General features: G+C 73.7%; 27 protein-coding genes. 21 read left to right on the top strand and 6 right to left on the bottom strand.

Features of this window, described 5'->3' with window-relative positions:
• From AB0I21_RS16605 to AB0I21_RS16585, 5 genes are read left to right on the top strand one after another with little or no spacing between them, the layout of a single operon-like run.
• Positions 1–1,419, top strand: a complete 1,419-nt coding sequence (locus AB0I21_RS16605; protein WP_360561920.1) for an aldehyde dehydrogenase — start codon at positions 1–3, stop codon at positions 1,417–1,419.
• On the top strand, positions 1,416–2,270 hold the full coding sequence (locus tag AB0I21_RS16600) for an isocitrate lyase/PEP mutase family protein (protein WP_360561918.1): 855 nt from the start codon (positions 1,416–1,418) through the stop codon (positions 2,268–2,270). Before AB0I21_RS16605 ends, AB0I21_RS16600 begins: the two co-directional genes overlap by 4 nt.
• On the top strand, positions 2,267–3,391 hold the full coding sequence (locus tag AB0I21_RS16595; RefSeq protein WP_360561916.1) for an NAD(P)/FAD-dependent oxidoreductase: 1,125 nt from the start codon (positions 2,267–2,269) through the stop codon (positions 3,389–3,391). The genes AB0I21_RS16600 and AB0I21_RS16595 overlap by 4 nt, the downstream gene beginning before the upstream one ends.
• Positions 3,388–4,827: an aldehyde dehydrogenase family protein gene (locus AB0I21_RS16590; protein WP_360561914.1), complete on the top strand. Its 1,440-nt coding sequence runs from the start codon at positions 3,388–3,390 to the stop codon at positions 4,825–4,827. The genes AB0I21_RS16595 and AB0I21_RS16590 overlap by 4 nt, the downstream gene beginning before the upstream one ends.
• Before the next feature lie 8 nt (positions 4,828–4,835).
• On the top strand, positions 4,836–5,363 hold the full coding sequence (locus tag AB0I21_RS16585) for a cellulose binding domain-containing protein (RefSeq protein WP_360561913.1): 528 nt from the start codon (positions 4,836–4,838) through the stop codon (positions 5,361–5,363).
• Between the two features lie 108 nt (positions 5,364–5,471).
• On the opposite strand, the gene AB0I21_RS16580 is transcribed toward AB0I21_RS16585, so the two are convergent.
• Both AB0I21_RS16580 and AB0I21_RS16575 read right to left on the bottom strand, forming a co-directional pair.
• A complete protein-coding gene (locus AB0I21_RS16580) occupies positions 5,472–6,830 on the bottom strand; it encodes an MFS transporter (protein ID WP_360562064.1) in 1,359 nt (452 codons plus the stop codon).
• A gap of 70 nt (positions 6,831–6,900) precedes the next feature.
• Positions 6,901–7,176, bottom strand: a complete 276-nt coding sequence (locus AB0I21_RS16575; protein ID WP_360561911.1) for a Dabb family protein — start codon at positions 7,174–7,176, stop codon at positions 6,901–6,903.
• Positions 7,177–7,260: 84 nt separating this feature from the next.
• Between AB0I21_RS16575 and AB0I21_RS16570 the strand changes: the two genes are divergently transcribed.
• The 10 genes from AB0I21_RS16570 to AB0I21_RS16525 are packed head-to-tail and all read left to right on the top strand — an operon-like array spanning position 7,261 to position 16,977.
• A complete protein-coding gene (locus AB0I21_RS16570) occupies positions 7,261–8,853 on the top strand; it encodes a nitrilase-related carbon-nitrogen hydrolase (protein ID WP_360561910.1) in 1,593 nt (530 codons plus the stop codon).
• A 60-nt stretch (positions 8,854–8,913) separates the two neighbouring features.
• The gene (locus AB0I21_RS16565; RefSeq protein WP_360561908.1) at positions 8,914–9,714 is read left to right on the top strand and encodes an oxidoreductase; all 801 of its coding nucleotides are present in this window, start codon (positions 8,914–8,916) and stop codon (positions 9,712–9,714) included.
• Complete coding sequence (locus AB0I21_RS16560; RefSeq protein ID WP_360561906.1) at positions 9,711–10,676, top strand: alpha/beta hydrolase; 966 nt, start codon at positions 9,711–9,713, stop codon at positions 10,674–10,676. The genes AB0I21_RS16565 and AB0I21_RS16560 overlap by 4 nt, the downstream gene beginning before the upstream one ends.
• Positions 10,677–10,697: 21 nt before the next feature.
• Positions 10,698–11,888 (top strand): aromatic ring-hydroxylating dioxygenase subunit alpha, encoded by a 1,191-nt coding sequence (locus tag AB0I21_RS16555; protein WP_354892251.1) that lies wholly within the window; start codon positions 10,698–10,700, stop codon positions 11,886–11,888.
• Entirely contained in the window at positions 11,888–12,613 is a 726-nt protein-coding gene (locus AB0I21_RS16550) for a hypothetical protein (protein ID WP_360561905.1), read from the top strand. The genes AB0I21_RS16555 and AB0I21_RS16550 overlap by 1 nt, the downstream gene beginning before the upstream one ends.
• On the top strand, positions 12,610–13,542 hold the full coding sequence (locus AB0I21_RS16545; RefSeq protein ID WP_360561904.1) for a hypothetical protein: 933 nt from the start codon (positions 12,610–12,612) through the stop codon (positions 13,540–13,542). The genes AB0I21_RS16550 and AB0I21_RS16545 overlap by 4 nt, the downstream gene beginning before the upstream one ends.
• The gene (locus AB0I21_RS16540; protein ID WP_360561902.1) at positions 13,539–14,300 is read left to right on the top strand and encodes an SDR family oxidoreductase; all 762 of its coding nucleotides are present in this window, start codon (positions 13,539–13,541) and stop codon (positions 14,298–14,300) included. Before AB0I21_RS16545 ends, AB0I21_RS16540 begins: the two co-directional genes overlap by 4 nt.
• Complete coding sequence (locus tag AB0I21_RS16535; protein ID WP_360561901.1) at positions 14,297–14,920, top strand: hypothetical protein; 624 nt, start codon at positions 14,297–14,299, stop codon at positions 14,918–14,920. Before AB0I21_RS16540 ends, AB0I21_RS16535 begins: the two co-directional genes overlap by 4 nt.
• Entirely contained in the window at positions 14,917–15,660 is a 744-nt protein-coding gene (locus AB0I21_RS16530) for an arylmalonate decarboxylase (protein WP_360561900.1), read from the top strand. Before AB0I21_RS16535 ends, AB0I21_RS16530 begins: the two co-directional genes overlap by 4 nt.
• A 57-nt stretch (positions 15,661–15,717) precedes the next feature.
• On the top strand, positions 15,718–16,977 hold the full coding sequence (locus AB0I21_RS16525; protein ID WP_360562062.1) for an MFS transporter: 1,260 nt from the start codon (positions 15,718–15,720) through the stop codon (positions 16,975–16,977).
• Positions 16,978–17,010: 33 nt separating this feature from the next.
• On the opposite strand, the gene AB0I21_RS16520 is transcribed toward AB0I21_RS16525, so the two are convergent.
• Complete coding sequence (locus tag AB0I21_RS16520) at positions 17,011–17,211, bottom strand: ferredoxin (RefSeq protein ID WP_360561899.1); 201 nt, start codon at positions 17,209–17,211, stop codon at positions 17,011–17,013.
• Entirely contained in the window at positions 17,211–18,467 is a 1,257-nt protein-coding gene (locus AB0I21_RS16515; protein WP_360561897.1) for a cytochrome P450, read from the bottom strand. The genes AB0I21_RS16520 and AB0I21_RS16515 overlap by 1 nt, the downstream gene beginning before the upstream one ends.
• Before the next feature lie 134 nt (positions 18,468–18,601).
• Here AB0I21_RS16515 and AB0I21_RS16510 point away from each other — a divergent pair, with 134 nt between their 5' ends.
• Genes AB0I21_RS16510 through AB0I21_RS16495 form a run of 4 tightly spaced genes read left to right on the top strand, consistent with a single transcriptional unit; the run spans position 18,602 to position 20,772 of the window.
• Complete coding sequence (locus AB0I21_RS16510) at positions 18,602–18,919, top strand: hypothetical protein (protein ID WP_360561895.1); 318 nt, start codon at positions 18,602–18,604, stop codon at positions 18,917–18,919.
• A complete protein-coding gene (locus AB0I21_RS16505; protein ID WP_360561894.1) occupies positions 18,919–19,845 on the top strand; it encodes a WXG100 family type VII secretion target in 927 nt (308 codons plus the stop codon). Before AB0I21_RS16510 ends, AB0I21_RS16505 begins: the two co-directional genes overlap by 1 nt.
• Entirely contained in the window at positions 19,842–20,189 is a 348-nt protein-coding gene (locus AB0I21_RS16500) for a YbaB/EbfC family nucleoid-associated protein (RefSeq protein WP_360561892.1), read from the top strand. The genes AB0I21_RS16505 and AB0I21_RS16500 overlap by 4 nt, the downstream gene beginning before the upstream one ends.
• A complete protein-coding gene (locus tag AB0I21_RS16495) occupies positions 20,179–20,772 on the top strand; it encodes a hypothetical protein (RefSeq protein ID WP_360561890.1) in 594 nt (197 codons plus the stop codon). Before AB0I21_RS16500 ends, AB0I21_RS16495 begins: the two co-directional genes overlap by 11 nt.
• Before the next feature lie 67 nt (positions 20,773–20,839).
• Here the strand turns inward: AB0I21_RS16495 and AB0I21_RS16490 are convergent, their stop codons facing one another.
• On the bottom strand, positions 20,840–22,018 hold the full coding sequence (locus AB0I21_RS16490) for a glycosyltransferase (RefSeq protein WP_360561888.1): 1,179 nt from the start codon (positions 22,016–22,018) through the stop codon (positions 20,840–20,842).
• 177 nt (positions 22,019–22,195) lie between these two features.
• Between AB0I21_RS16490 and AB0I21_RS16485 the strand changes: the two genes are divergently transcribed.
• Both AB0I21_RS16485 and AB0I21_RS16480 read left to right on the top strand, forming a co-directional pair.
• Positions 22,196–23,224: an AI-2E family transporter gene (locus tag AB0I21_RS16485; RefSeq protein ID WP_360561887.1), complete on the top strand. Its 1,029-nt coding sequence runs from the start codon at positions 22,196–22,198 to the stop codon at positions 23,222–23,224.
• Positions 23,225–23,306: 82 nt separating this feature from the next.
• The gene (locus AB0I21_RS16480) at positions 23,307–23,825 is read left to right on the top strand and encodes a hypothetical protein (RefSeq protein WP_360561885.1); all 519 of its coding nucleotides are present in this window, start codon (positions 23,307–23,309) and stop codon (positions 23,823–23,825) included.
• Positions 23,826–23,919: 94 nt separating this feature from the next.
• Here the strand turns inward: AB0I21_RS16480 and AB0I21_RS16475 are convergent, their stop codons facing one another.
• Positions 23,920–24,957: a helix-turn-helix transcriptional regulator gene (locus AB0I21_RS16475; RefSeq protein ID WP_360561883.1), complete on the bottom strand. Its 1,038-nt coding sequence runs from the start codon at positions 24,955–24,957 to the stop codon at positions 23,920–23,922.
• Positions 24,958–25,024: the final 67 nt, after the last annotated feature.

The raw sequence follows: 25,024 nt of genomic DNA, 5'->3' as shown, positions 1-25,024 counted from the left end.
ATGACGGCCCGCTCTCTCGTCGACGGTGGCTGGAAGCCCGCCACCCGGACGCTGCCCGGCACCCTGGAGGACCCGGCGACCGGCGCGGTGCTGGGCCCGCAGCTCGGCAGCTCCCGCGAGGACGTCGAGACCGCCCTCGCCGCCGCCGACCGGGCCGCCGGGCCGTGGGCGGCCGTCCCACCGGCCGAGCGCGCCGACCTGCTCGACGCCTGCGCCGACGCCCTCGAGGCGGCCGTCGCCGGGATCGTCGCCGTGGAGAGCGCGAGCACGGGCGTGCCGATCCGGCAGGCGACCCCGCTCGGGTTCATCGTCACCGGCTCGTTCCGGCTCGCCGCCGCGCAGCTGCGCGAGGGCTGGCTGACCCGGACCGTCACCCGCGACGACGGCCGGCCCGTCACCGTCGAGCTGCTGCCGTGGGGTCCGGCGCTGTGCCTCGTGCCATGGAACGCGCCCGCACCGATGGCCGCGCACAAGGCCGCCAACGCCCTCGCCGCCGGCTGCCCCACGATCCTGAAGCCCAGCGAGTTCGCCCCTGCCGGCACCCAGCTGCTCGTCGAGACGATCGCGGACGTCCTGCCGCCCGGCGTGCTGCAACTGCTGCACGGCGGCGCCGAGGTCGGCGGGGCGCTCGTCGGCGACCCGCGGGTGCGGGCCGTGTCGTTCACCGGCGGCGTCCCCGGCGGCCGCGCCGTCGCCGGGCTGTGCGCGGCCGGGCTGAAACCGGCGCAGCTGGAGCTCGGCGGCAACAACCCGCTGCTCGTCATGCCCGACGCCGACGTCGACGCCGCCGCCCGCGCCGCGGTCGACCTGCTCACCACCCTCAACGGCCAGTGGTGCCGGGCACTGGGCCGGCTCATCGCCCCGCACGACCTGCTCCCGTCGCTGCTCGCGGCGATCGGTGAGCGCCTGGCCGCGCTGCGCGCCGGCGACCCCGCCGACCCCGCCACCGAGCTCGGCCCGCTCATCCACAGCGGGCACCGGGCGCTCGTCGCGGCCCGGCTGCTGGACCTCGGCGGCAAGGCGCACACGTTCACCGACGTGCCCGCCGGCGGGAACTTCTTCGCGCCCGCGCTCGTCACCGGCGCCGCCGAGGAGCCCGCCCGGCACGAGATCTTCGGGCCTGTGGCCACCGTCCACGGGTACGGCACCGTCGACGAGGCCGTCGCGCTCGCCAACGACACCGCGTATGGCCTGGAAGGCTACGTGTTCGGCAGCGACGAGGAGGCCGCGCTCGCCGCCGCCCGCCGCATCCGGGCCGGCGAGGTGAAGGTCAACGGCTCGTCGGTGATGAGCCTGCACCTGTTCACGCCGCGCCCCGCGTGGGGCGTCTCCGGCCTCGGCGAGGAAGGCACCGCGGAGACCCTGCGGTTCTTCACCAACCCGCGGGTCACCGGCGTCGAGAACGGCTTCGCGCTGTGAGGTCGCTGCTGCACGCCCCGGGCGTGACCCACCTGCCCGGCGTGTACGACCCGCCGACCGCCGCGCTCGCGGCCCGGGCCGGGTTCTCGGCCGTGCACCTGTCGGGGGCGGCGGTCGCGGCGCTCGCGCTCGGCCTGCCCGACCTGGGCTACGTGCACGGCACCCACATCGCCGACCGCGCCGCCGCGCTCACGCCCGCGCTCGGCGGGGTGCCGCTGCTCGCCGACGCCGACACTGGCTACGGCAACGCGCTGCACGCGGTGTGGACGGCCCGCCGGTACGCCGCCGCCGGCATCGCCGGGCTGCACCTGGAGGACCAGGTCAGCCCGAAGCGCTGCGGGCACCTCGCCGGCAAGGAGCTCGTGGACGTGCGGGTGGCCGCCGCGAAGATCCGGGCGGTCGCCGAGGCCGCGACCGGTCTGGTGCTCGTCGCCCGCACCGACGCCTACACCGTCACCGGTCTCGACGACGCGATCGGCCGGTGCCTGGCATACGTCGAGGCCGGCGCCGACGCGGTCTTCGTCGAGGGGGTCACCGGCGCGGCGGAGCTCGCCGCCGTGCACGCCGCGCTGCCCGGCGTCCCCCTGGTCGTCAACCGGTCCGAGGCGGCCGGCGCCGACGTCTTCCTGAAGGACGCGGACCTCGCGGCGCTCGGCGTCCGGCTCGTGCTGCACCCGGTCGCGCCGCTGCTCGCCGCGCTGCAGGCGGCCCGGGCCGCGTACGCCGCGATCGCCGCGCACGGCACCGCCGCCGGTGTCGCCCGGCTGCCGTGGGACGCGTTCACCGGCCTCGTCGGCCAGGGCTCGGCGCTCGCTCTCGACGCCCAGTACGCAGTGGAGGTGCCCGCATGAAGGTCATCGTCGCCGGCGCCGGGCCGGTCGGGCTCACCGCCGCGCTCACCCTGCACCGGCTCGGCGCCGACGTCACCGTCCTGGAAGCGGGCGACGCCCTCGCCACGGAGTCCCGGGCGTCGACGTTCCACCCGCCGTCCCTGGAGATGCTCGCCGGGCTCGGCGTCCTGCCCGCGCTCCTCGAGCAGGGCCTGGTGTCGCCGCGGTTCCAGTACCGCGAACGCGGCGGCGGCATCATCGCCGAGCTCGACATGGGGCTGCTCGCCGGCGACACCCCCTACCCGTTCCGGGTGCAGTGCGAGCAGAGCAAGCTGACCCGGCTGCTGCTGCCGCTGCTGCCGCCCGGCACCGTCCACTTCGGGCAGCGCGTCGAGCGCGTCGCGCAGGACCGCACCGGGGTGACGGTCGACGACGGTTTCCGCGGCGACTGGCTCATCGGCGCCGACGGGGCCAACTCGGCGGTGCGCCGGTCGCTGTTCGGCGACGCGTTCGAGGGCATCACCTACCCGGACCGGTTCCTGGTCGGCTCCACCGACGAGGACCTCGCCGCGCTGCTGCCCGGCATCGCCGACGTCAACTACCTGTTCGACCCGGTCGAGTGGCTGGTCCTGCTGCGGACCCCCGACCACTGGCGGGTGCTGCTGCCGACCCCGCCGGACACCCCCGACGACCTGGAGAAGGCGAGGCTGCCGGAGCGGCTCCTCGGCGTCGCCGACCCCGGGCGGCCGTGGCGGGTCGCGCACACCACGCTGTACCGGGTCCATCAGCGGGTCGCGGAGTCCTTCCGGGTGGGCAGGGTGCTGCTGGCCGGGGACGCCGCGCACATCAACAATCCGCTGGGCGGGATGGGCATGAACTCCGGCATCCACGACGCGGTCCTGCTCGCCAAGGCCGTCATGACCGGCGACGACGACGTCATCACCGGCACAGCGGACGCCAGGCGCGCCGTCGCCCGCGACTACGTGCAGAAGACCACCCACGGCAACTGGGAGAAGCTGCGCTCCGGCGGCGCCTCCGCCTACGCCGCCGAGCTGCGCGCCCTCGCCGCCGACCCCGCCGCCGCCCGCGCCTACCTGCTTCGTTCGTCGATGATCGCCTCCCTGCGGCAGGTGACCGCGTGAGCATCCGGCGGGAGAACCCGGCGCGGCATGTGGAGATCGTCGGGCGGGTCGACCCGGTCACCCGCAACGTCCCCGACCGGGTCGACGACGCCGTCCGCGCCGCGCACGCCGCGTTCCGCGGCTGGTCCGGCACACCACTGGACGACCGGCTCGCGGCGCTGGGCAACGCCGCCGACGCGATCGCCGGCGAGCTCGACGACCTCGCGGTCCTGCTCGCGCGGGAGATCGGCAAGCCCCTGCCCGACTGCCGCGGCGAGATCGGGTTCGCCGTCCAGCACCTGCGGTGGGTCATCGAGCACGCGCCGGCCGCGTACGCCGACCGGGAGCTCGACGACGCCCAGGGCCGGCTGCTGACCGTCCGGAAGCCCTACGGGGTCGTCGTCGCCGTCACCCCGTGGAACGCGCCGGTCATCCTCGCCATGCTCAAGCTCGCCGCCGCCCTCGCCGCCGGCAACACCGTCATCGTCAAGCCCTCCCCGCTCGGCCCGCTCACCGTCGACCGCCTGGTCCGGCTGCTCCAGGCGCACCTGCCCGACGCCGCCGTCCAGGTCCTGCACGGCCACGCCGCCCTGGTCACGGCGCTCGTCACGCACCGCCTGGTCCGCAAGGTCGCGTTCACCGGCGGCGAGGACGCGGGCCGGGCGATCGCCGCGGCCGCCGCGGACCGGCTGATCCCGACGGTGCTGGAGCTCGGCGGCAACGACCCGGCGGTGTTCCTGCCCGACGCGCCGTTCGACGAGGCGAGCATGGAGCGCCTGGTGATGGCGAGCTTCGCGACCGCCGGGCAGGTGTGCATGGCGGCGAAGCGGCTGTACGTGCCCCGGGACCGCACCGGCGAGTTCGTCGACGCGTACGTGGCCGCCGCGGCCCGGGTCCTCGTCGTCGGCGACCCGCTCACCGAGGGCGTCACGATGGGGCCGCTGATCAGCGCCGAGGCCAGGTCCCGCGCGTTCGACCTGGCCATCACCGCCATGGGCGACGTCGTCGACCTGGGCCGCAAGGCCGACGGCTACGACGAGCAGGCGGGCCACTTCCTGCCGCCGCTGCTCGTCGTCGACCCGGGGCCGGACTCCGCGCTCGTCCGCGAGGAGCAGTTCGCGCCGGTGGTGCCGCTGGTCCCGTACGACTCGGAGGACCAGGTGCTGGCCATGGCCAACGACGACGACCTCGGCCTCGGCGCGTCGGTGTGGAGCGCCGACGAGGAGCGGGCGTTCGCCTTCGCCCGGCGGCTGGAGGCTGGGTTCGCGTTCGTCAACACCCACAACCGCACCGGCATGTCGCTGCGGGCGCCGTTCGGCGGGGTGAAGCGCTCCGGCTGGGGCCGCGAGTACGCGGAGGAGGGCCTCGCCGAGTACGCGCAGCCGTGCGTGGTCCACGCGCCGGCCGCGTTCCGCGCCGGTGGGGCCGGCCTGTCCCCCACCGCCTACCCGTCGTAGAAAGTGTTATGTGGAACGCCGCCCAGGTGAGCCGGCCCGGCGGCTGGGACACCGACCGCGACGGCATGCCCGACGCCTGGGAGTCCGCCAACGGCCTCGACCCGAAGGTGGACGACCACAACGGCGACGCGGACGGCGACGGCTACCGCAACGTCGAGGAGTACCTGGAGCACGCCGCCCAGGGCGGCCAGGCGAACCCGACCCCGCCGGTCACCACCCCTCCCGTCACGACCCCGCCGGCGGGTGGGTGCACGGCGGCCTACCGGACCACCAACAGCTGGTCCGGCGGCTTCCAGGGCGAGGTGACGGTGACCGCCGGCGGCTCGCCGGTCACCGGCTGGTCGGTGCGCTGGACGCTCGGCGGCGGCCAGAGCATCGGCCAGATCTGGAGCGGCCGCCTCGCCACGAGCGGTGCGGCCGTCACCGTGACCAACGAGTCCTACAACGGCGCCCTCGCCGCCGGCGCCTCGACCACCTTCGGCTTCATCGCGACGGGCACGGCGACGACGCCGGCCCTGACCTGCGCCGTAAGCTGACCCGAGCCCCGGCGCCGGCTTCCTGCCGGGCCCTGTTCAGGGCCCGGCGGGTGCGGCTGATGCAGGAGGAAGCCGGCGCCGGCCCCCCACCGGACCCCCTGACAGGGTTCAGTGGGGGCGGTGGGCGAGGAACACGTCGGTCACCGCGGCGGCGAAGGCCAGGGCGATGAAGCCGATCGCGACGGCGAGGGCCATCTCGATCGCCGCGGTCCAGTCGCCGTGCGTGCCGGTGAGGCGGGCGAAGAACACCGCACCGATCGCCGCGATGCCGAACGCCGCGCTGACGCGCTGGGCGGTCTGCACGACGCCGGCGGCGCTGCCGGCACGGTCGACCGGCACGTCGGCGAGGGTCAGCGTCTGGTTGGGCGTGATGGTAAGGCCGCTGCCGAGGCCGGCGACCAGCAGCGGCACGGTCAGGGCCCACGGCGAGGCCACGAGGTGCAGCACCACGGCCGTGCCCACGAGGCCGGTGAGGACCGTGACCAGCCCGGCCACGACCAGCGACCGGCCGAACTGGTTGACGACCCGGCCGCCCGCGAACGCCGCCAGGGCCGAGCCGAGCGCGAACGGGGTGATCGCCAGCCCCGCCTGCAGCGCCGTGAAGTGCTGGCCGCGCTGCAGGTACAGGGTGAGGATGAAGAAGTTCGCGGTGAACCCGGCGAAGTAGAGCAGCATCACGACCGTGCCCAGCGCGTAGGAGCGCCGCCGGAACAGGTGCAGGTCCGCCAGCGGCACCCGCGCGCGGCGCAGCTCCCACCACACGAACCCGCCGAGCGTGAGCACACCCGTGCCCAGCAGGTACCACTGCCGCTGCTCGATCAGGGGCAGCAGGATCTGCACGACGGCGCCGCCCAGCAGCAGCACGCCGACCGGGTCCAGGCTCTCCCGGCGCCTGCGCTCCGCGGGGCGCCGCGGAATCATCCGCCAGCCGAGCGCCGCGGCGGCGAGCCCGACGGGCACGTTGATGTAGAACACCCAGCGCCAGCCGTCGGCCGTGCCGGCGAACTGGATGATCACCCCGCCGAGCAGCGGCCCCACCGCGGTGGCGATGCCGATCGTGGCGCCGAGCAGGCCGAACGGCCGGGCCCGCTCGGGCGGCGGGTACAGGCGCTGGATGAGGCCGGTCACCTGCGGGTTCACCACGCCGGCGAAGGCGCCCTGGATGAGCCGGGCGACGACCAGCCACGCCTCGCTCTGGGCCGCCCCGGCCGCGGCGCTGGCCGCGGTGAACCCGAGGAGCCCGGCCACGAACACCGGCCGGATCCCGCGCGCGTCGCCGACCCGCCCGGCGGGCACCAGCAGCAGCCCGAACGTCAGCGCGTAACCGGACAGGACCCACTGCAGCCCGCTGGCGCTCATGTGCAGGCCGGCCTGCATGGAGGGGATGGCGACGTTGACGATGCTGACGTCGAGCAGCGTCATGAACGCCGCCACGAGGGCGATAGCGAGCGCCCGTCCCCTCCACATCACCGCCGGACCTACCCGCCCGGCGGCCTTTCATGCCGCCGGGTGGCCGGCACGGGGGTGGGCGGCAGGCTCAGAAGTCCACCACGGTGCGCGACGCCAGGCGCGGGCGCAGCCAGGCGCCGACCTCCTGGTGCGCCTGGTGCGACTGGTAGCCGCGCAGGCCTTCCACGTTGTCGTGGGTGGTGATCAGGCACAGGTCGGCGGAGACGTCGCTGCGCACGGTGTCCAGGCCGACGACCATCGAGCGGATCTGCGGCACCACGCCCACGAGGCCCTGCAGGAGCTCCTTGGCCCTCGGCGCGTCGGCGGGATCCAGGAACTTCATGACGACGACATGGGTCAGCACCAGAATCGGCCTCTCTGTTCAGGGAACGCGCCGCGAGTGTATGTTCGGGAAACACTGTTCCGCTAGAGGAACCAGGAGGCCCTCGTGAGGGTTGCCGCTGTCCAGTTCGCCGTCGGTCAGGACGTGTCCGCGAACCTCGCGAACTGCCTGCGGATGATCGACCAGGCCGTCGCCGAGGGCGCGGACCTGGTGGTCCTGCCGGAATTCTGCAACCACCTGTCGTGGTACGACGACCGCGACCACGCCCGCCGCATGGCCTGCCGCCTCGGCGACCCGTTCCTGACCGCCGTCGCGGACAGGGCCGCGCGGCACCGCGTCCACGTGAAGATCAACGTTACGCTCGCCCGCGACGACGGCCGGACCACCGGCACGAACCTGCTCTTCGGTCCCGGCGGCGAGCTGCTCGGGCAGAGCGACAAGCAGACCCTGATGGGCAGCGAGAACGACCACCTGCACCGGGGCAGCGAGAACGGCCCGATCGTCGCCACCGCCTTCGGTACCGTCGGGATGTATGCCTGCATGGAGGGCGTCGCACCCGAGGTGGCCCGCGGTCTCGCGCTGCGCGGGGCGGAGGTGCTGCTCAACAGTCTCAACTCGTTCGCCACCGACGAGGCGAGCCTGCACATCCCGGTGCGGGCGGCGGAGAACCGGGTCTGGGTCGTGGCGGCCAACAAGGTCGGCCCGCTGCTGCCCGCCGACAAGCTGGGCGCCATCAGCGCCGGGCTCAAGGTGCCGCCGGAGTGGCTGCACGGCGCCGGCGAGAGCCAGATCGTGGCCCCGGACGGCACCGTCGTGGCCAAGGGCCCGCGGACCGGCGAGGCGGTCGTGGTCGCCGACATCGACCCGGTCCTGGCCAGGGACAAGCGCCGCCCCGACGGCACCGACCGCTTCACCGCGCGCCGCGGCCCGGTCTACGCCCCGATCGGCCGCCCACCGCACGACCCCGCCGTTCCACCGGCCGCCGGGTCGCTACGTGCGGCGATGGTGCGGGCGATCGACCACGGGCCCGAGGCGCTGTCCGCCGGTGCCCGCCTCCTGGTCCTGCCCGAGCTGCAGGACCCCTCGGTCGTGCCGACCCTGCGAGAGCTCCTCCAGGGCACCGACGCGGTCGCGGTGACCAGCGTCCTGGAGGACGGCGCCCACGTCGGCGTCGTGGTGTCCGGCGAGGGGGTCGTCGGCCGGCAGCTCCAGCTGCACCCGGTCGCCAGGCTCGCCGGGGTGAGCCGGTTCGGCGACGGCGTGGCCACCTTCGACCTGCCGTGGGGGCGCCTCGCCGTCGTCGTCGGCGACGACGCCATCTACCCCGAGGTGTTCCGCCTGGCCGCGATCGCCGGCGCGGACGTGGTGGCGGTGCCGTTCACCCCGGCCGAGGACTGGGAGCTGGCGCTCGGTCTGCCGGAGCGGGCGGCGGAGAACCGGCTCAACATCGTCGCCGCGGCACCCCTGGGCTCGCCGTCGGCGTTCTTCGCGCTCAGCCCCGACTTCACGCTGTGGACCGCGTGGGAGGGGCCGTTCACGGGGAGGATCAGCCACCCGCTCGTCACCCTCGTGGAGGCCGGCACGCCGGTCGCCACGGCGGTCCTCGCGCCCGCACAGAGCCGCAACAAGCTCGTCTCGCGCGGCACCGACCTCCTCGACGGGCGGCCCTGGCAGCTCGTCGACGCGCTGACCCGTTGACATCCGTTACCCGTAGCGAAACACTGTTTCCATTACGGACCAACGTTGGAGAGTGAGCGCGTGGAGGAAACCGTCCAGCACGTCGAGGAGATGCTCGACGCGTCGCCCGTGATCGACGTCCACGACACCTTCGCACAGTTCCAGCAGCTCCTGGCGGATCTCAAGGCCAAGATCGACGCAAGGTTCGACACGACGCGCGACCCGTCGACGGAGATCCTGGAGCAGTACGGGACATATCCGGAGGGTCCGGGCGGCCGGGTGGCCGCCTACAGCGGGCCCGAGGTCGACTGGATGGTGCACTCGTGGCTGGGTGACCCGTCGCGCAGCTTCGTGAACCTGCACCTCACCTGCTGGCTCGGCCCGCAGGTCCGGGTGCCGCACCTCGGCATCGCGCTGCTGTGCTGGCCCGGCGGCTGGTTCTACACCGACTACATCCCGCGGACCGACATCGTCGTCGACGGCGACTACTTCGACCGCTACTACGCGGGCCCCAACGACGCGTGGCTGGAGCACCGGGCGGACGACCAGTTCGCCTGGTTCACCAGCCGGGCCGGCTTCATCCGCGCCTCGCTGTCACCGAACGCGTACGTGTACTCCTTCGAGCGCACCGCACGGAACCTGCAGGTGGTCAGCGACGTGCTGCACGCCCGGGTCGACCAGTGGCTCACCTGGGTCGACGAGGCTCCCCCGGTGCCGGAGGACGAGCGCGCCGCACTGCGGGAGCGGGACCTCGCGACCCGGCGCAACATCGCCGACCGCGACCCGGCCAACGTGATGGGCGTGCGGTACTTCGGCGAGGAGACCACCCAGCGTCTCGTGCGTGCCCTGTGGGGCGGCGACCGCGAACTGCCACGCCCGTGACGACGATCCGGTCCCTGTGGTCCGCCGCGACGATCCCCGGCGCCGAGGACCCCTACGCCACCGCCCATCTGAAGGTGTACTACCCGGCGCTGGTCACCGGGTCGGACGCCGAACGGCTCAGCGGCGTCTTCCAGGCCGACCCGGCGGGCGGGCCCTACCCGGTGGTGCTCGTGCTCAGCGGCGTCAACGTCGGCCAGGACGCCTACCGCTGGCTGGCCGCCGAGCTCGCCGCGCAGGGCTTCGCCGCCGTCACCTACGACTGGGTCGGCCCGCTGTTCGCCGGCCAGGTCGGCATCACGCCCGGCGTCGACCTCGCCCTGGCCCGGCCCGGCACCTACGGCGACGGCCCCACCTGCCAGGCGATCGCGCCGCTGCTGGAGCGGCTGGCCGCGCTCGACGCCGCCGAGGGACCGCTGCACGGCGCCCTCGACCTGGACCGGGTGGCGCTGTTCGGGCACTCCGCCGGCGGCACCGTCGCGCTGCAGTCCGGGCGCTTCTTCCCGCAGGTACGGGCGGTCGCCACGTACGGCGCGCACACCATGGTCTCCACGATGCTCGGCTGGCCCGCCGGCACGGTCGCCGAGGCGCTCGTCGAATCGCCGGTCATGCTGCTCGCCGGCACCGAGGACGGCGTCATCGCCGCCTCCTCCGACCGGTACGGCGCCGCCGCGGACAAGCCGCACGACCCGGTGAGCCGCACGTTCGACGAGGCGCTCAAGGACCGCGACGGCGCCCACGTCCTCGCGACCGTGCACGGCGCCAACCACTTCAGCGTCGTCGAGCCGGCCGACCCCACCTCGGCCCGGTCGTTCCTCGACCGTCCGTCCACCGTCGGCGGCGCCACCGCCCGCGGCGCGATCGCGGGGCTGCTCGCGGCGTTCCTCCGCACCCACCTGCGCGACGGCGACCCGGCCGCGCTCGACACGTTCCCCCAGGACCTGGTGTCCGTCCGGCGCCGCTGATCCGTGCTTGGAGTGCCCCGCATGTTGAAGAACTTCTGGTACGCGGTCGAGTTCGCCGACCGCGTCACCACCAAACCGATGCGCGCCACCTGTCTCGGGCAGGAGCTGGTGCTGTACCGCACGCCGAAGGGCCGCCCGGTCGCGCTGTCGGACCTGTGCGTGCACCGCGGCGCCGCGCTGTCCGGCGGCTGGGTGAAGAACGACTCGATCGTCTGCCCGTACCACGGCTGGGAGTACGAGCCCAGCGGCGCGTGCGTGAAGATCCCGGCGAACCAGCCGGGCCGCGGCATCCCGAAGAAGGCCCGGGTCGACTCGTACCCGGTGGAGGAGCGCTACGGCTTCGTCTGGGTGTTCCTCGGCGACCTCCCCGCCGAGGAGCGGCCGCCGATCCCGGTCTGGCCCGAGTTCGACGACCTGGTCACCAACGGCGGGCGCTACAAGGCGGTCACCGGCGAGTACCTGTGGAAGTCCAACTACGAGCGGATCCTGGAGAACGGCTGCGACATCGCGCACACGCCGTTCGTGCACGCCGGCGCCTTCGGCAACCCGGAGCGGCCCGACGTCGAGGAGTACGAGCTGGAGATCCCCGACCAGTGGTCGGCGTTCGCCACCGTGCGGCTGCACCCGCCCGCGCCGAAGGGCATCTGGGCGATGGTCGGGCGGCGCGGCAGGAACCTCAAGGAGCGCCCGCCGGTCGCCACCACCGCCGGCTGGATGCTGCCCAACATGATCAAGCTGCACGTCCGGCTCCCGCTGGGCAACCTCATCATCTACGACACCAACATCCCCATCGACGAGACCACGACGCTCGTGAAGTGGGTCGCGCTGCGCGACTTCTTCACCGGCAACTGGGCCGACAAGAACGCCGTCCAGCGCGTCGAGAAGATCTTCGGCCAGGACGCCCCGGTCGTCGACAAGGTCCGCCCGGAGCTGCTGCCGTTCGACCTCGGCGCCGAGCTGCACGTGAAGAGCGACCTGATCGCCGTGCACTACCGGCGGCGCCGGCAGGAGCTCGCCGAGCAGGGCTGGCTGCTGGGCGACGAGGACCGCATCATGGGCGACGTCCCGCGCCGCGAGGCGACGGTCATCGCCTCCCCCGCCCGCCGGGAAAACCCGGAGCTCGCCCGCGCCTGGGTGCACAAGGCGAAGGGCGAACACCCCACGGTCGCCGAGGCGGAGCGTCTCGGGCAGGCCCACCTGGAGGAACAGTGATGTCACTGCCGTTCGCGCTCGCCACCCGGGTCGTCGACGCGCTGCGGGCCCTGCCCGTCGTCGAGGTCGGCTCGCCCTACCGGGAGCTGCGCTCACCCATGTCGCCGGCGCCCGTGGGCACGATGCGGGTGTGGGAGGGCTCCTCGCACATCTCCCGGGTGGTGTACGTCGGGCTCGTCGTGCCCCAGATCAACCTCGACAGCCACATGGTGTTCGCGTTCACCGCGCCGAAGTCCGGGATCCCGCACTTCACGCTCGACTCCGTCCACGGCGGCGAGTACTACGCCTACCACCTGGACCTCATCCCCCGGGCCGAGCTGTCCTCCCACCTGTCCTACATGGACACCGCGTACCACCCGCTGACCGGCCTGTACGAGGAGGCGTCGCAGCGCGAAGGGCTCAGCCGGGCGCACATCGGCCCGCGCCAGCACGCGCTGATGTCGCCGTGGATGCTGGTGCACCGCGCCGACGAGGCCGCCTTCCGGGGCATGGACGCGATCGTCGACGGGTACGTGTCGCACTGGCTCGGCCTGGTCGAGGCGGGCCTGCCCGCCGACGTGGTCGCGTCGCTGGGCGACACCGACCTCGCCGCCCGCGACGCCGCCGTGCGTGCCAACCTGTTCAGCCCCGCCGTCGACCCGGTCTGGGCGCAGGTGTCCCGCCTGATCGGCGAGCCCGCCTCCGACGAGATCCGCGAGGTGCTGATGGGCGGGCCGCTCGCATGACCGCCCCGGCTGAGCCTTCGGAGTGGCAGCAGCGCATCGCCGGTGAGTGGCACGGGCGGCCCAGTCTCTTCGACGCCGACGGCACCTGGCGCGGCTACGAGGACATCCGCCGCTCGTCGGTCTTCGCCGACGGCGTCACCACGTACTACATGGACGGCGGCCTCGAGGGCGGCGGCCCGCTCGCGGGGCGGTTCCGGCTCGGCGCGCCGTTCGCGTTCGGCGTCGTCGACTCCGACGCCGACCGGATCTACACCGGGCCCGACTTCTACGGCACCGGCCAGCCGTACGGCACGTTCGTCGACGCCCACTACTACGGCCCCGGCTGGCAGGTCGACCTGAACACGTGGAACCAGGTGCTCGGCGACGACACCCAGGTGTACTCGTCGATGCTGTACCAGGGCCCGGCGGTCGTCGGCTGCTTCAACGGCGTCTACAAGCGCGGCGTCTCCCCGGCCGAGCTGCGGGAGCATCTCGCCGCCGAGACCCGCAACGGCCCCGTGCCCTTCATCCTCCCCACCAAGCAGGCTGGCGTCTACAGTGGACGCTGCGAGCTGTGGGGCGCCGACCAGAAGCTGGCTGGTCCGGTCGACGTGTCGATCGCGCTCGACCCGGTCGACCTGCTCCGCACCCGGCTCACCGTCACCTGGTCCGGCGCCTACGAGCGCTCGTACACCGTGGACTGGCGCCGCGACGGCTTCCGGTCTTTCTACGAGGGGCCGGGCGCCTGGGGCAACGCGATCGCCTTCGGCCGCGCCAACTACGGCACCGTCCACTGCACCGACGTGGTCAAGGTGACGGGCCGCGAGTTCATGCTCGACGCCACCCCCGGGATGGGCGCCGGCACCTCGCTCGCGGTCGCCTATCGCGTGTACGAGGGCGCCACGCTCGCCGGCGTCGTGCACGGCTCGCTGCAGTGGAGCGCGTCGTGAGCGGCAAGGTCGTCGTGGTCACCGGCGGCACCCGGGGCATCGGCCAGGGGCTCGTCCGCGAGTTCCTCGCCCGCGACTGCTCCGTCGTCTACTGTGGACGCTCCGTCGCCGGGCCGGTGGCGGACCCGCGCGCGCTCGGTGTGGTCGCGGACGTGACGGACCGGGCCGCGGTGCGGCACCTGTGGGACGAGGCCGTCGCCAGGTTCGGCAAGGTCGACGTCTGGATCAACAACGCCGGTGTGTCCACATCGCGGAAACCCTTGTGGGAGCTGCCACCGGAGGAGCTCGACACGGTGGTCGACGTCAACCTGCGCGGCCTCGCTCATGCCAGTGCCGTCGTCCTGGCCGCGATGCGCGCGCAGGGACACGGCACGCTCTGGAACATGGAGGGCTTCGGCTCCGGCAACCAGAAGGCGCCCGGCCTGGCCGCCTACGGCGCCACGAAACGGGCCGTCACGTACCTCACCGACGCTCTGGCAAAAGACCTCGGCAAGGACTCCCCGGTCAAGGTCGCGCACCTGTCCCCCGGCATGGTCGTCACCGACCTGCTGTCCCGCGACTACACCCCCGAAGAGTTCGCCAAGGCGAAGAAGATCTTCAACGTCCTCGCGGACAAGGTCGAGACGGTCACCCCGTGGCTCGCCGACCGCGTCCTCGCCGGCGTCCCCAACGGCGGCCGGGTCGCCTGGCTCACCACCCCCAAGGCGTTCGCCCGCTTCGCCACCGCCGCCTTCCGGAAGCGGGACCTTTTCACGTGAACGACTACCCCGTCATCCTCGCCGTCGAGGACTTCGTGCCGACGCTGCTCGCCATGTACGGGTTCTGGCTGCTGGCTGGCCTCGCGGTTCCTGCGAAGGTCACCGCCGGGCGGATCGGCGCGGTCCTCATCGGCGCGGGCGGCATCGCCAAGTCCGTGTGGAAGCTGCTGGTCGCCGGGTTCGGCGTGGACCTGCCGTGGCTGGAGGGCTCACTCTTCCCGCTCATGTCCGCCGGCGCGGTCCTGCTGATCTGGGCGCTGCTGCCCACGGCGCCGTGGTGGCCGTTCGCGGCCGTCTACGCCGCCGTGGCGGGCGGCGCCGCGCTGGCCGGCACGATGAAGCCCGTGTTCATCCTCGCCACCGCGGGCGTGACCACGGTCAGCGTCATCGGCGCGGTGTACGCGGGACGGCGGCGGGCCCGGCCCGCCATCGCGCTGTACACCCTTGGCATCGTGCTCGTCACGGCCCTCGTGCCGCTGCGCAACCACCCCGACCACGAGACGCTGCGCCTGCAGTGGATCGAGCAGGGCACGAACACGGCCGCGCAGCTGGCCTTCCTCACCGCGGCGTGGCTCACCGTCCGCGCCTACCGACGCTCCCCCTCCGAGGTGTTCGCATGACCGACGCCCTGGGCTGGCGCCGCAAGTTCGGCGTCATCGCCCCTTCCACCAACACGATCGTCGAACCCGACTTCTACGCCATGGGCGTGCCCGGCGTGACCGCACACTTCTCCCGCATCCACATCCGTAACCAGGACCTGTCCAGCGACGAGGGCTTCGAGAACCTCCTGGTCCAGATCCGCGCCGAGATCGGCCACGCCTGCGAGCGCGTCCTCACCTGCGAGCCCGACTTCATGGTCATGGGCATGTCCGCGGAGACCTTCTGGGGCGGCGTCGAGGGCAACCGCGAGTTCGTCGCCCAGATCAACGGCATCACCGGGCTGAAGGTCGCCACCGGCGCCGAGGCCTGCGAACGCGCCCTGCACCTCTACGGCGCCCGCCGCATCGGGGTCGTCACCCCGTACCAGCCGATCGGCGACGAGAACGTGGTCCGCTTCTTCTCCGAGCTCGGCTTCGACGTCGTGCGCATCAAGGGCCTGCGCTGCCCCACGGCGGTGTCGATCGCCCACGTCACCGAGGACGAGCTGCGCGCCGCGATCCTGGAGGTCGACGGCCCCGACGTCGACGCCGTCGTCCAGTGCGGCACCAACCTCTCCATGGTCCGCCTCGCCGACGAGGCCGAACGCTGGCTGGGCAAGCCGGTCATCGCCATCAACGCCGCCACCTGGTGGATGGCGCTGCGCGACAACGACATCCAGGACAAAATTCACAACGCCGGATCGCTCCTCCGCAATCACTGAAAATCGCGTGCGGGGCCGCGCCCGGCGCCGTAAGGTGCTCTCCTCGTGGCCCCTGTCATCAGCACCGTCGTCGATAAGGTCCTGCCGGCGCGGCTGGGCAGAGGGTTCCGATGGCTGGTGGCGTCGTCGTGGACCAGCAACCTCGGCGACGGGATCGCGGTCGCGGCCGGGCCGCTGCTCGTCGCGTCGCTGACGGACAACGCGTTCCTGGTGTCGCTGGCGGCGCTGCTGCGGTGGGCGCCGCCGCTCGTGTTCGGGCTCTACGCCGGGGTACTGTCCGACCGGCTCGACCGGCGCAGGATCGTCATGGCCGCCGACGGCCTGCGGGCCGTCGTGCTGTGCGTGCTGATCACGCTGCTCGCCGCCGACCGGCTGCCGGTCGCGGCCGCGCTCGCCGCGCTGGGGCTGCTGACGATCGCCGAGGTGTTCGCCGACAACGCGGCCTCGACCCTCTCCCCGATGCTGGTCGGGCGGGACGACCTGGTCGTCGCCAACGCCCGGCTGCAGGCGGGGTACCTGACGCTCAACCAGCTCGTCGGTCCGCCGCTCGGCGCGGTGCTCTTCGCCGCGGGGCTGGTGTGGCCGTTCGCCGCGGAGGCCGTGCTGGTCACCGCCGGAGTACTGCTGGTGTCCCGGCTCGCGTTGCCGGGCACCACCAGGCCGGCCACGGAGGCGCCCGGCAACGTGCGGCACGCCGTCATGGAGGGCCTGCGCTGGACGATCCGCCACCCGGCCGTGCGGACCCTGTCGCTGACGATCCTGATCTTCAACGTCACGTTCGGCGCCGCCTGGTCCGTCCTGGTGCTGTACGCGCAGCAGCGCCTCGGCCTCGACGCCGTCGGGTTCGGGCTGTTCACCACGGTCGGCGCCGCCGGCGGGCTGCTCGGCACGGGCCTCTACGGCCGGCTGACCCGCCACGTGAGCCTCGGCAACGTGATGCGCGCCGGGCTCATCATCGAGACGCTCACCCACCTCGCGCTCGCCGTGACGACGTCGGCGTGGGTCGCGTCGGCCATCATGTTCGTGTTCGGCGCGCACGCGTTCATCTGGGGCACCACGTCGATCACCGTCCGGCAGCGGGCGGTGCCGGAGCACCTGCAGGGCCGCGTCGGCAGCGTCAACACGATCAGCGTCTTCGGCGGTCTCGTCGCCGGGTCGGTGATCGGCGGCCTCCTGGCGACCCACGTCGGCGTGACGGCGCCGTTCTGGTTCGCCTTCGCCGGCTCGGCGCTGTTCGTGGTGCTGCTGTGGCGCGAGCTGACCCGCATCGCCCACGCCGACGAGCAGCAGGCCCCGGCCGCACCGACACCCGCCTGAGGCGGGCCGGCACGGCGGGGCCGGACGCACGCCTCAGGCGCGGTCGTGAACCTCGATGACGGCCGCCGGGCAGCGGTTCGCGGCCTCGTACACCGCCTCCTGGTGCTCCTCTGCGGGGTGCTCGGCGAGCAGGACCACGACCCCGTCGTCGTCGCGCTGGTCGAACACCTCGCCGGCCACCAGGACGCACACCCCCGACCCGATGCACTTGTCCGCGTCCACCGACACCCGCATCACAGGCCCTCCTCGGCCGGCTCGACCTTGTCCCACGTCACGGGTAGCGTCTCCGGCCCGTACACCGACGTCTCCACCTTGAACCGGATGTCCTCGAGCGGCACCGCGAGCCGCAGCGTCGGGATCCGCCGCGGCAGCGTCGCCAGGACCGTGGTCAGCTCCAGGCGGGCGAGCTGCTGGCCGACGCACTGGTGCGGGCCGTGCCCGAAGCCGAGGTGCGGGCCGGTGGCCCGGCCGATGTCGAGCCGGTCGCCGTCGGGGTGCAGCTCCGTGTCCCGGTTCGCCGACTGGATGGCGACGACGACGTAGTCACCGGCCTTGACCGGCTGCCCGGCGATCGACGTGTCCTCGGTGACCTCGCGCAGCAGCCCCGAGCCGACGCCGAGATACCTGACGAGCTCCTCCGCGGCAGCGCCGGCGAGCGACGGATCCTGCCGCAGCCGCTCCAGCTCCTCGGGGTGCTCCAGCAGCGCGAGGACTCCGTGGCTGATCATGCTGGCCGTCGTGTCGTAGCCGGCGATCAGCATCGCCGCGCTCATCATGACCAGCTCCATGTCGGTGAACGGCCGGTCGGTCTGGTCGCTGCGCACGATCATCCGGCTCAGCACGTCCTCGCCGGGGTTCGCCCGGCGGGTCACCACCGTCATGTACAGGTACTCGAACAGCGGCTGCATGGCCGCGGCGACGTCGCCGGCGCTGGACTTGCCGTCGGAGAGCGCCTCCGCGGCGGTCTTGAACAGGTGCCGGTCCTCCTTGGGGACGCTGAGCAGCTCGGCGATCACGGCGGTCGTCACCGGCCGGGCGAAGTCCGCGTACAGGTCGACCGGCGACGGCGCCGAGGCCAGCGCGTCGAGGCGCTCGTCGACGATCTGCCGGACCAGCGGGCGCAGCTGGTTGATCCGCTTCATGTTGGAGACCTCGGGCGCCATGTGCCGGCGGAAGCGCAGGTGCTCCGCGCCGTCCATGCGCGGGAACTCGCCCTCGCCGACCGGGGTGTCGCCGCCGTAGCCCAGCAGGATGTGCGCGGCGACGCCGGACCGGTTGCTGAAACGCTGCGGGTCGCCGAGGACCTCCCGCACGTCGGCGTAGCGGCTCACCAGCCACGCCTGCACGCCCGTGGGGCACGCGACGCGGACGACCGGGGTGCCTTCGCGGAGGCTCTCGTACTGCGCGGGCGGGTCGAACGGGCAGCCGCTCGCGGGCGGTAACGGCAGCGGCGGCAGCGCCGCGGACGGATCGTGCTGGACAGCTGTCATCGTGACCCCCGAACGGTGCGGCGCCGGCAACGGCATCCATCTTGGTCGAAGCATCGAGGAAACACCACCCTGTGATCCGGCGGCGGGCGGGATTGATACCCTCGGCCGCATTCCGACGGGGACTGGGGGACCGGATGGCGGGACAGGACAGCTACGTCGACCCGGCCGAGATGACCGCGTTCGTGGGCAGGACGCACGGCGTCGCGGACCGGTTCGAGGCGATGCGCGCCGGCGGTGCCGGCACCGAGGTCGGCCGGATGTCGTTCGGGCTGCTGCCGGCGTCGTTCCAGCTGTGGGACATCTACCAGCAGGTCGCCGAGGCGTGCCGGACCGGCCTGTCCGACGGTTACGAGGCGTTCGAGGAGATCGCCGGCGGCGTCGCCGACGAGCGCGATGCGTACGAGGCCAACGAGGTGGCGAACCTGGACCTCTTCAAGCCGAGGGAGGCCTGATGAGCGCCGTCGCGCTGGAGCGCAACAAGACCTACTTCGAGCAGCTCGTCGCCTGGTGCCCCGAGCCGTTCAAGGGCCTGACGCAGGCGGTGCTGTGGCCGTTCGAGCAGCTGCTGGAGCTGGTCGCCGGCGAGCCCGACGACCTGATGGCGGCGGCCCGGCAGGCGGCGACGACCGGCGACCAGGTCCGCGACGCCGCCGAGCAGCACCGGCAGAACGTGGCCCGGCTGAAGCCGCACTGGCGCGGGCCGGCCGGCGATTCCTTCGGCACCGCGATGGACGACTTCATCGACGCGGTCAAGGACCTCGCCGACGGCTTCGACCAGATGGCGCAGATCCTCGTCGAGGCGGCGAACGCGAGCGTCGAGGCGTTCAACCTCCTGTGCGAGATCATCTTCGAGTTCATCCTGTGGTACCTCGCTGAGCTCATCATCGCCGCGGTCGCGGCCGCCGTGTCGTTCGGCGCGAGCGCCGTCGCGTTCGCGGTGCGGGCCATCGCCCGGCTCGCCGCGACCCTCGGCCGCATGTGGAAGGTGATCGGCCGCTTCGCCGTCATCCTCGGCCGCCTCGCCACCCGCATCGGCAAGGTGGCCGAGCTGCTGATGAAGTACGCGGCGAAGATGAAGAAGCTGTTCGCCATGAAGCGGCAGTTCTCCCCGTGGAAGAAGGCGCTGTACTCCAGAGCCGGCCTGAACTTCCAGGTGGAGAAGTTCCTCGTGTCGCTGCCGGGGAAGCTGGCGATCAACGCGGCGTCGCCGATCAACATCCCGGGGCTCGGCGGCACCGTGCTCGACGGCGTCGTCGGGTACAACGACCTGCAGGACGGCAAGAAGGACCGCAACTACGTGCACGACGGCACGTACAAGGACGTGACCGGCCGGTACGTGAAACCGGTCCAGGACCTGATCGATCTGGTGGGCATATGACCGACTACCCGTCCCTCGACCGGCTGGAGGCCCTCGTGCAGGGCCTGGACGCGATGAGCCGGGACCTCGGCGACCGCCTCGGCGCGCTCGCCGGCCAGACCGCGGAAGGGGTCAGCGACTCCGGCCTGGTCCTCGTGAGGGCCACCACCGACGGGGCCGTCACCGACATCCAGCTCGACCCGCGGGCCATGCGCTACGGCTCGCAGGACCTCGCGGCCGACGTCCTGCAGGCCGTCAAGCGCGCCCAGGACAACGCCGCCGAGCTGTCGAAGGAAGCGGTGAAGGCGCTGCTCGACCCGGTCTCCCGCGCGGGTGACCAGCGGCGGTACCCGGATGAACACTGACCCGTCGCCCGCGGAGGCCTACGCCGAGGCGCTCGCCGAGCTGGCGCCCGGGGAGCGGGTCCTCGCCGCGGTCGTGGCGAAGGCGCCGCTGGGGCTCGGCCCGCCGCTGCCACCGGACGGCGACGACAGCCCGGTGACGGCGGGGTCCGCCGCGGGCGCCGTCGCCGGCGCGATCCTGTCCCCGCCGAAGCCGGGCCAGGGGTTCTTCTGGTGGCTGGTGTTCGGCCGGTCCGCGGCCGGGGCGGCGACGTCCACCGCCGCCGCCTGCCACGCGGCGACCCTGGGCACCGGCGGCCCGCTGCTGCTGGTGGTCACCGACGCCCGCCTGCGCCTGTACGAGCCGCTCGACCAGGCCCACTTCATCGACGAGCCGAAGTACCACACCAGGCCGGCCACCGAGCGGCTGCGCCCGGTGTGGGACGTGCCGCGCGCCGGCGTGCGGTCCGCCCGGGTCGGCTGGCACCGCCTGAGCCCGTCCCGGCTGACGATCGAGTTCACCGACGGCTCATGGGCGTCGTTCGCCGGCCTGCTCACCATGGGCCGCCGCAAGGCCGCCCCCGTCGTGGCCGCCCTCAACCACTGACGCCCGCGCCCATCTGCTCGTGGCGGCCCTCAACCACTGACGACCGCACCGTTGCTGGTGGCGGCGCTCAACCGCTGACGGTCGCCACCAGCAGCCGGGCCGCGGTGGCGGCGCCGTCGGTGGTGACGTCCCAGGCGGTCGCGCCCGCCGTGGCCTCGACGCCGGGCAGGAGCGCCTCGTGCAGCGCCGCGTTCAGGGTGCCCGCGTGCAGGCCGGCGAGCGACGCCGAGGTCCCGACGCCGAGCGCCACCACCCGGGAGGCCCAGTAGAACTGGTCGCTGAACATCGGCACCACCACCTGCGGCACCCCCGCGCGGGCGGCGGCGACGGTGGTGCCCGCCCCGCCGTGGTGCACGGCCACCGCCACCCGCGCGAACAGCGCCTGCTGGTTGACGTCGCCGACGCTGACGCAGTCCGGCCCGTCGTCGACGGGGGCGAGGTCCGCCCAGCCCCGCGAGAGCACGACCCGCCGGCCGTTGGCCCGCGCCGCCTCGACCACGGCGCGGCTGGTGTCGGGCGGCAGCGGCATGCTGCCGAAGCCCACGTACACCGGCGGGTCGCCGGCGTCGAGGAACGCCTCGAGCTCCGCCGGCAGCGGCGCCGGGTCCCGCAGCAGCCACGCCCCGGTCTGCACGACGTCCAGGCCGGCGGGCGCCGGGCCGAGGGTGGCGTCGGCGGCGAGCCACGGCCGGTCGGTCACGTTGTGCCGCAGGACGTCGCCGATCTCCGCGAGCCCGAGCCGGGCCCGGTTGTGGTTGACCCGCTCCAGGGCCCGGGCGTTCCAGGCGGCCGTGGCGGCGGCCCACCGGCGCTCGTTGTCCCCGGGCCGCCCCGGCTCCCACGTCTCACCCGGCGCGGGTGGCGGCGCGAGCTCCGGTGAGGGCAGTGCCACCGGCGCGTAGACGGCGGTCACGTACGGCAGGCCGGCGCGTTCGGCGACGGAGCGGGCCGCGTACTGGTGCGCGTTGGCACCGAGGACGCCGTCGCAGCCCTTGACGGCGGCGGCGAGCGTGTCGAACTGGTCGGTGATCAGGTCCGGCACCGGCGCGGGCGGCTGCCCCGGCGCGGGTTTGCGCATCTCCACGCCCATCGGCACCGCGTCGAACCCGTGACCCGCGACCCACTCCACGAAGTTGGGCGGCACGCACAGGCGCACGTCGTGCCCGAGCCGGCGGACCTCGAGGGCCAGGGCCAGCACCGGTTGCACGTCGCCGCGCGTCCCCGCCGACGACACCAGCACACGCATGGTCTTCTCCTTCTCCCGTGGCCGCGCCGGCCGGCGCCGCGGCCACGAATTCTGCGCCAGCACCCGGGTCTTGCCGCAAGACCCCGTGCGTGTTATACGTTCCAATGGGAAGGAAGCACCCGTCCCGTCACCCTTCGGCGGCGGCGTTTCTGCGCCCCGCTCGGGCAGTAGAGCCGCATGCCGACGATTTGGCTGACACGGCTGGGACGGTCCGGCTGGCTGGTCACCGGCGCCGTCGTGGGCGCCGCCGCCCTGATCGTCGGCGTCGGTGTCGTCCTCGCGGTCCTCGCGCCGGTCCTCATCACCGTGACCATCGCCGCGGCCCTGCAACCGTTCATCGCCCGGCTCCGCAGCCGCGGAGTCCCGCCGGCCGCCGCCGCGCTCACCGGTGCGCTGCTCGTGCCGGCGCTGCTCGTGCTGTTCGGTGCCCTGATGTGGCGCACGATCGCCAACGCCGGCCCGGGCTGGGCCGAGGTCGCCGACAGCGCCGGCGACCACCTGCGTTCGGCGCTCGGCAGCGACCCCCTCGACGCGCTGCTGCGCTCGAAGCAGTGGCGTGAGGCGCTGCTCGGCGCGGGTTCGGCGCTGCTCAACACGGCCGCGCTGCTCGCACAGGCCGCGGTCGGCGTGCTGCTGGGCGCGTTCCTGCTGTACTACACGTTCAAGGACGGGCCGGCGCTCGTCGACTACCTCGACCGCCGGCTGCCGCTGCGGCCCGGCCTGACCCGCCAGATGCTGGACAGCGCCGCGCTGCGGTTACGCCAGTACGTCCTGGGCACCACCGTCGTCGCGGCCATGGACGCGGTCGTCATCACCATCGGCGCGGCCGCGCTCGGCCTGCCCCTCATCGGGACGATCGCGCTGGTCACGTTCGTCGCCGCGTACGTGCCCTATCTCGGCGCGTGGGTGTCGGCGGTGTTCGCGGTCGTCGTCGCCCTCGGCGCCGGCGGCGTGGAGGCGGCCGCGTGGATGCTGGTGATCGTGCTGATAACGCAGAACATCCTGGAGGGCGTGCTGCGCCCGTACGTGTTCGGCCGCGCCCTCGACCTGCACCCGGTCGTGATCCTGGCGGTCACGGTCCTCGGCGGCGCCCTCGCCGGGCTCGTCGGCGTGCTGCTCGCCCCGCCCGTGGCCGCCATCGCCGTCTCCTGGCGCGCGATGCTGCGCCCGCCCCCGGACGCCCCCGTGCAGACCGGACCGCCGTGACCACCGCCCGCCGGGCCCGCGGACGGTCGCCGGAGGCACTACGCTCGGCGGCATCGACTGAGCGCCACGGCGGGGAGGCACCTTGCGACGAGGGTCGGTCTCCGCGGCGCTCCTGATGGCGCTGGTGGTCGGTGCCGCCTGCAGCATCGGCGAGGCACTGCAGGATCCGGGGGATCCGGTCGACATGACCACCGAGAGCATCGCCGGCACCTGGCACGCGGGCACCGAGCGGTTCATCACGTTCGCCGCGGACGGCACGTTCACCGCGCTGAACCTGCCGCCGGGCCTGTTCCACAGGTCCCCGTCCGGCACGGCTGCCGAGCCGATCGACGCGTCCGGCCGGTATGTCCTCGCCTACCAGCCGGCGGCGACGGCGGGGCCGCACGCCTCCGTCAGGCTGATCATCGAGGAACGCACCGGGGCGGACCTCGGCGTCGGCGGTGCCGAGCTGAGCGCGCTGCGGCCCGGCGACGGCCAGGTCTACCTGGTCTTCTTCTACGTCGGCGACCAGGGCAACATGACGACCGGCTACCTGCGGTGCGCCGACGCCTGCTCGCCGCCCGCGCGGGCGGGCGTCGGCCCCGCTCCGCGGCCCAGCTGACCCTCAGGACAGCTTCAGCGCCTCCGCCTGGGCCACGACGACGCGGCGGCTGGCGAGCGCGGACCTCGGCACCGCTCCGCGGTCCAGCTGACCCTCAGGACAGTTTCAGCGCCTCCGCCTGGGCCATGACGGCGCGGCGGCTGGTGAGGCCGAGCTTCGTCAGCACCGCGGACACGTGATGATCGGCGGTCTTCACCGAGATGAAGAGCTTGCCGGCGATCTCGGCGTTGGTGAGGCCGCGGGCGACGAGCTTCGCCACGTCGAGCTGCCGGTTGGTGAGGCCGGAAGGGTTCGCGCGGGTGCCGGCGCGCGGGCGCTGCGGCAGCTGCGCGACGCCCTGCCGGCGCAGGCCCAGGCGCAGCCGGTCGGCGACGGCGGTCGCGCCGAGCAGGTCGAGCCGCTCGATCGCCTGCACCTGGTCGTCGACGCCGGGCGCGTCGGCGAGGGCCAGGGCCTCGTCGTAGACGGCGCCGGCCCGCCGCCACCAGGCGGCCGCGTCGTGGTGGCGGCCGGCGAGCATGAGCCGGTGCGGCTCGGCGACGTGCGCCAGGACCTGCGCCGGGTCGACGGGGGCGGCGACGCCGAGCCGGCACAGCCACACGGCGAGGTCGCCGGCGACCCACGCGGTCGCGGGCGACCCGAGCGCGCCGGCGAGCACGGCCGGGGCCGACGCGAGCCGCGGGTCCGCCGAGCCGGTGAGCCAGGCGCGCTCCGCGAGCGCGGCGAGGACCGGCAGGCGGCGCAGCGGCTCGTCGAGGCGTTCGGCGACGGCCCAGGCGGCGTCGAGGTGCGCCGTGACGACGTCGGCGGCACCGCCCGCACCGGCCGCACCGCCCGCACCGCCCGCCCCGGCCGCACCGGCCGCACCGCCCGCACCGCCCGCACCGACCGCACCGACCGCACCGGGCGGGCCGGCGGCGCCGTCGCGGCGCAGCGGCAGCAGCGCGCTGATCAGGTGCGGCCACAGCGTGGCCAGGGGCATGCCGTCGCGGCCGAGGACGTCGGCGGCGTCCTCCGCGGCGGCGTCCCACCGCCCGCCGACGAACCGCAGCCGCGCCCGGACGGCGGTCTGCCAGTGGTTGCAGATCGGGATGTCCCGGGCGATCGTGAAGGCGAGGGACTGCTCCAGCACGCGCTCGGCGTCGCCGAGGCGGCGCTGCTCGACGTCGAGGTAGCTGAGGTTCGAGTAGCCGGTTGAG

Source organism: Dactylosporangium sp. NPDC050588, from assembly GCF_040654975.1.
GTDB classification, from domain to species: Bacteria; Actinomycetota; Actinomycetes; order Mycobacteriales; family Micromonosporaceae; genus Dactylosporangium; species Dactylosporangium maewongense.
Note: the sequence above shows the minus strand (reverse complement) of the source record. Positions and strands in the feature narration are given on the sequence as shown.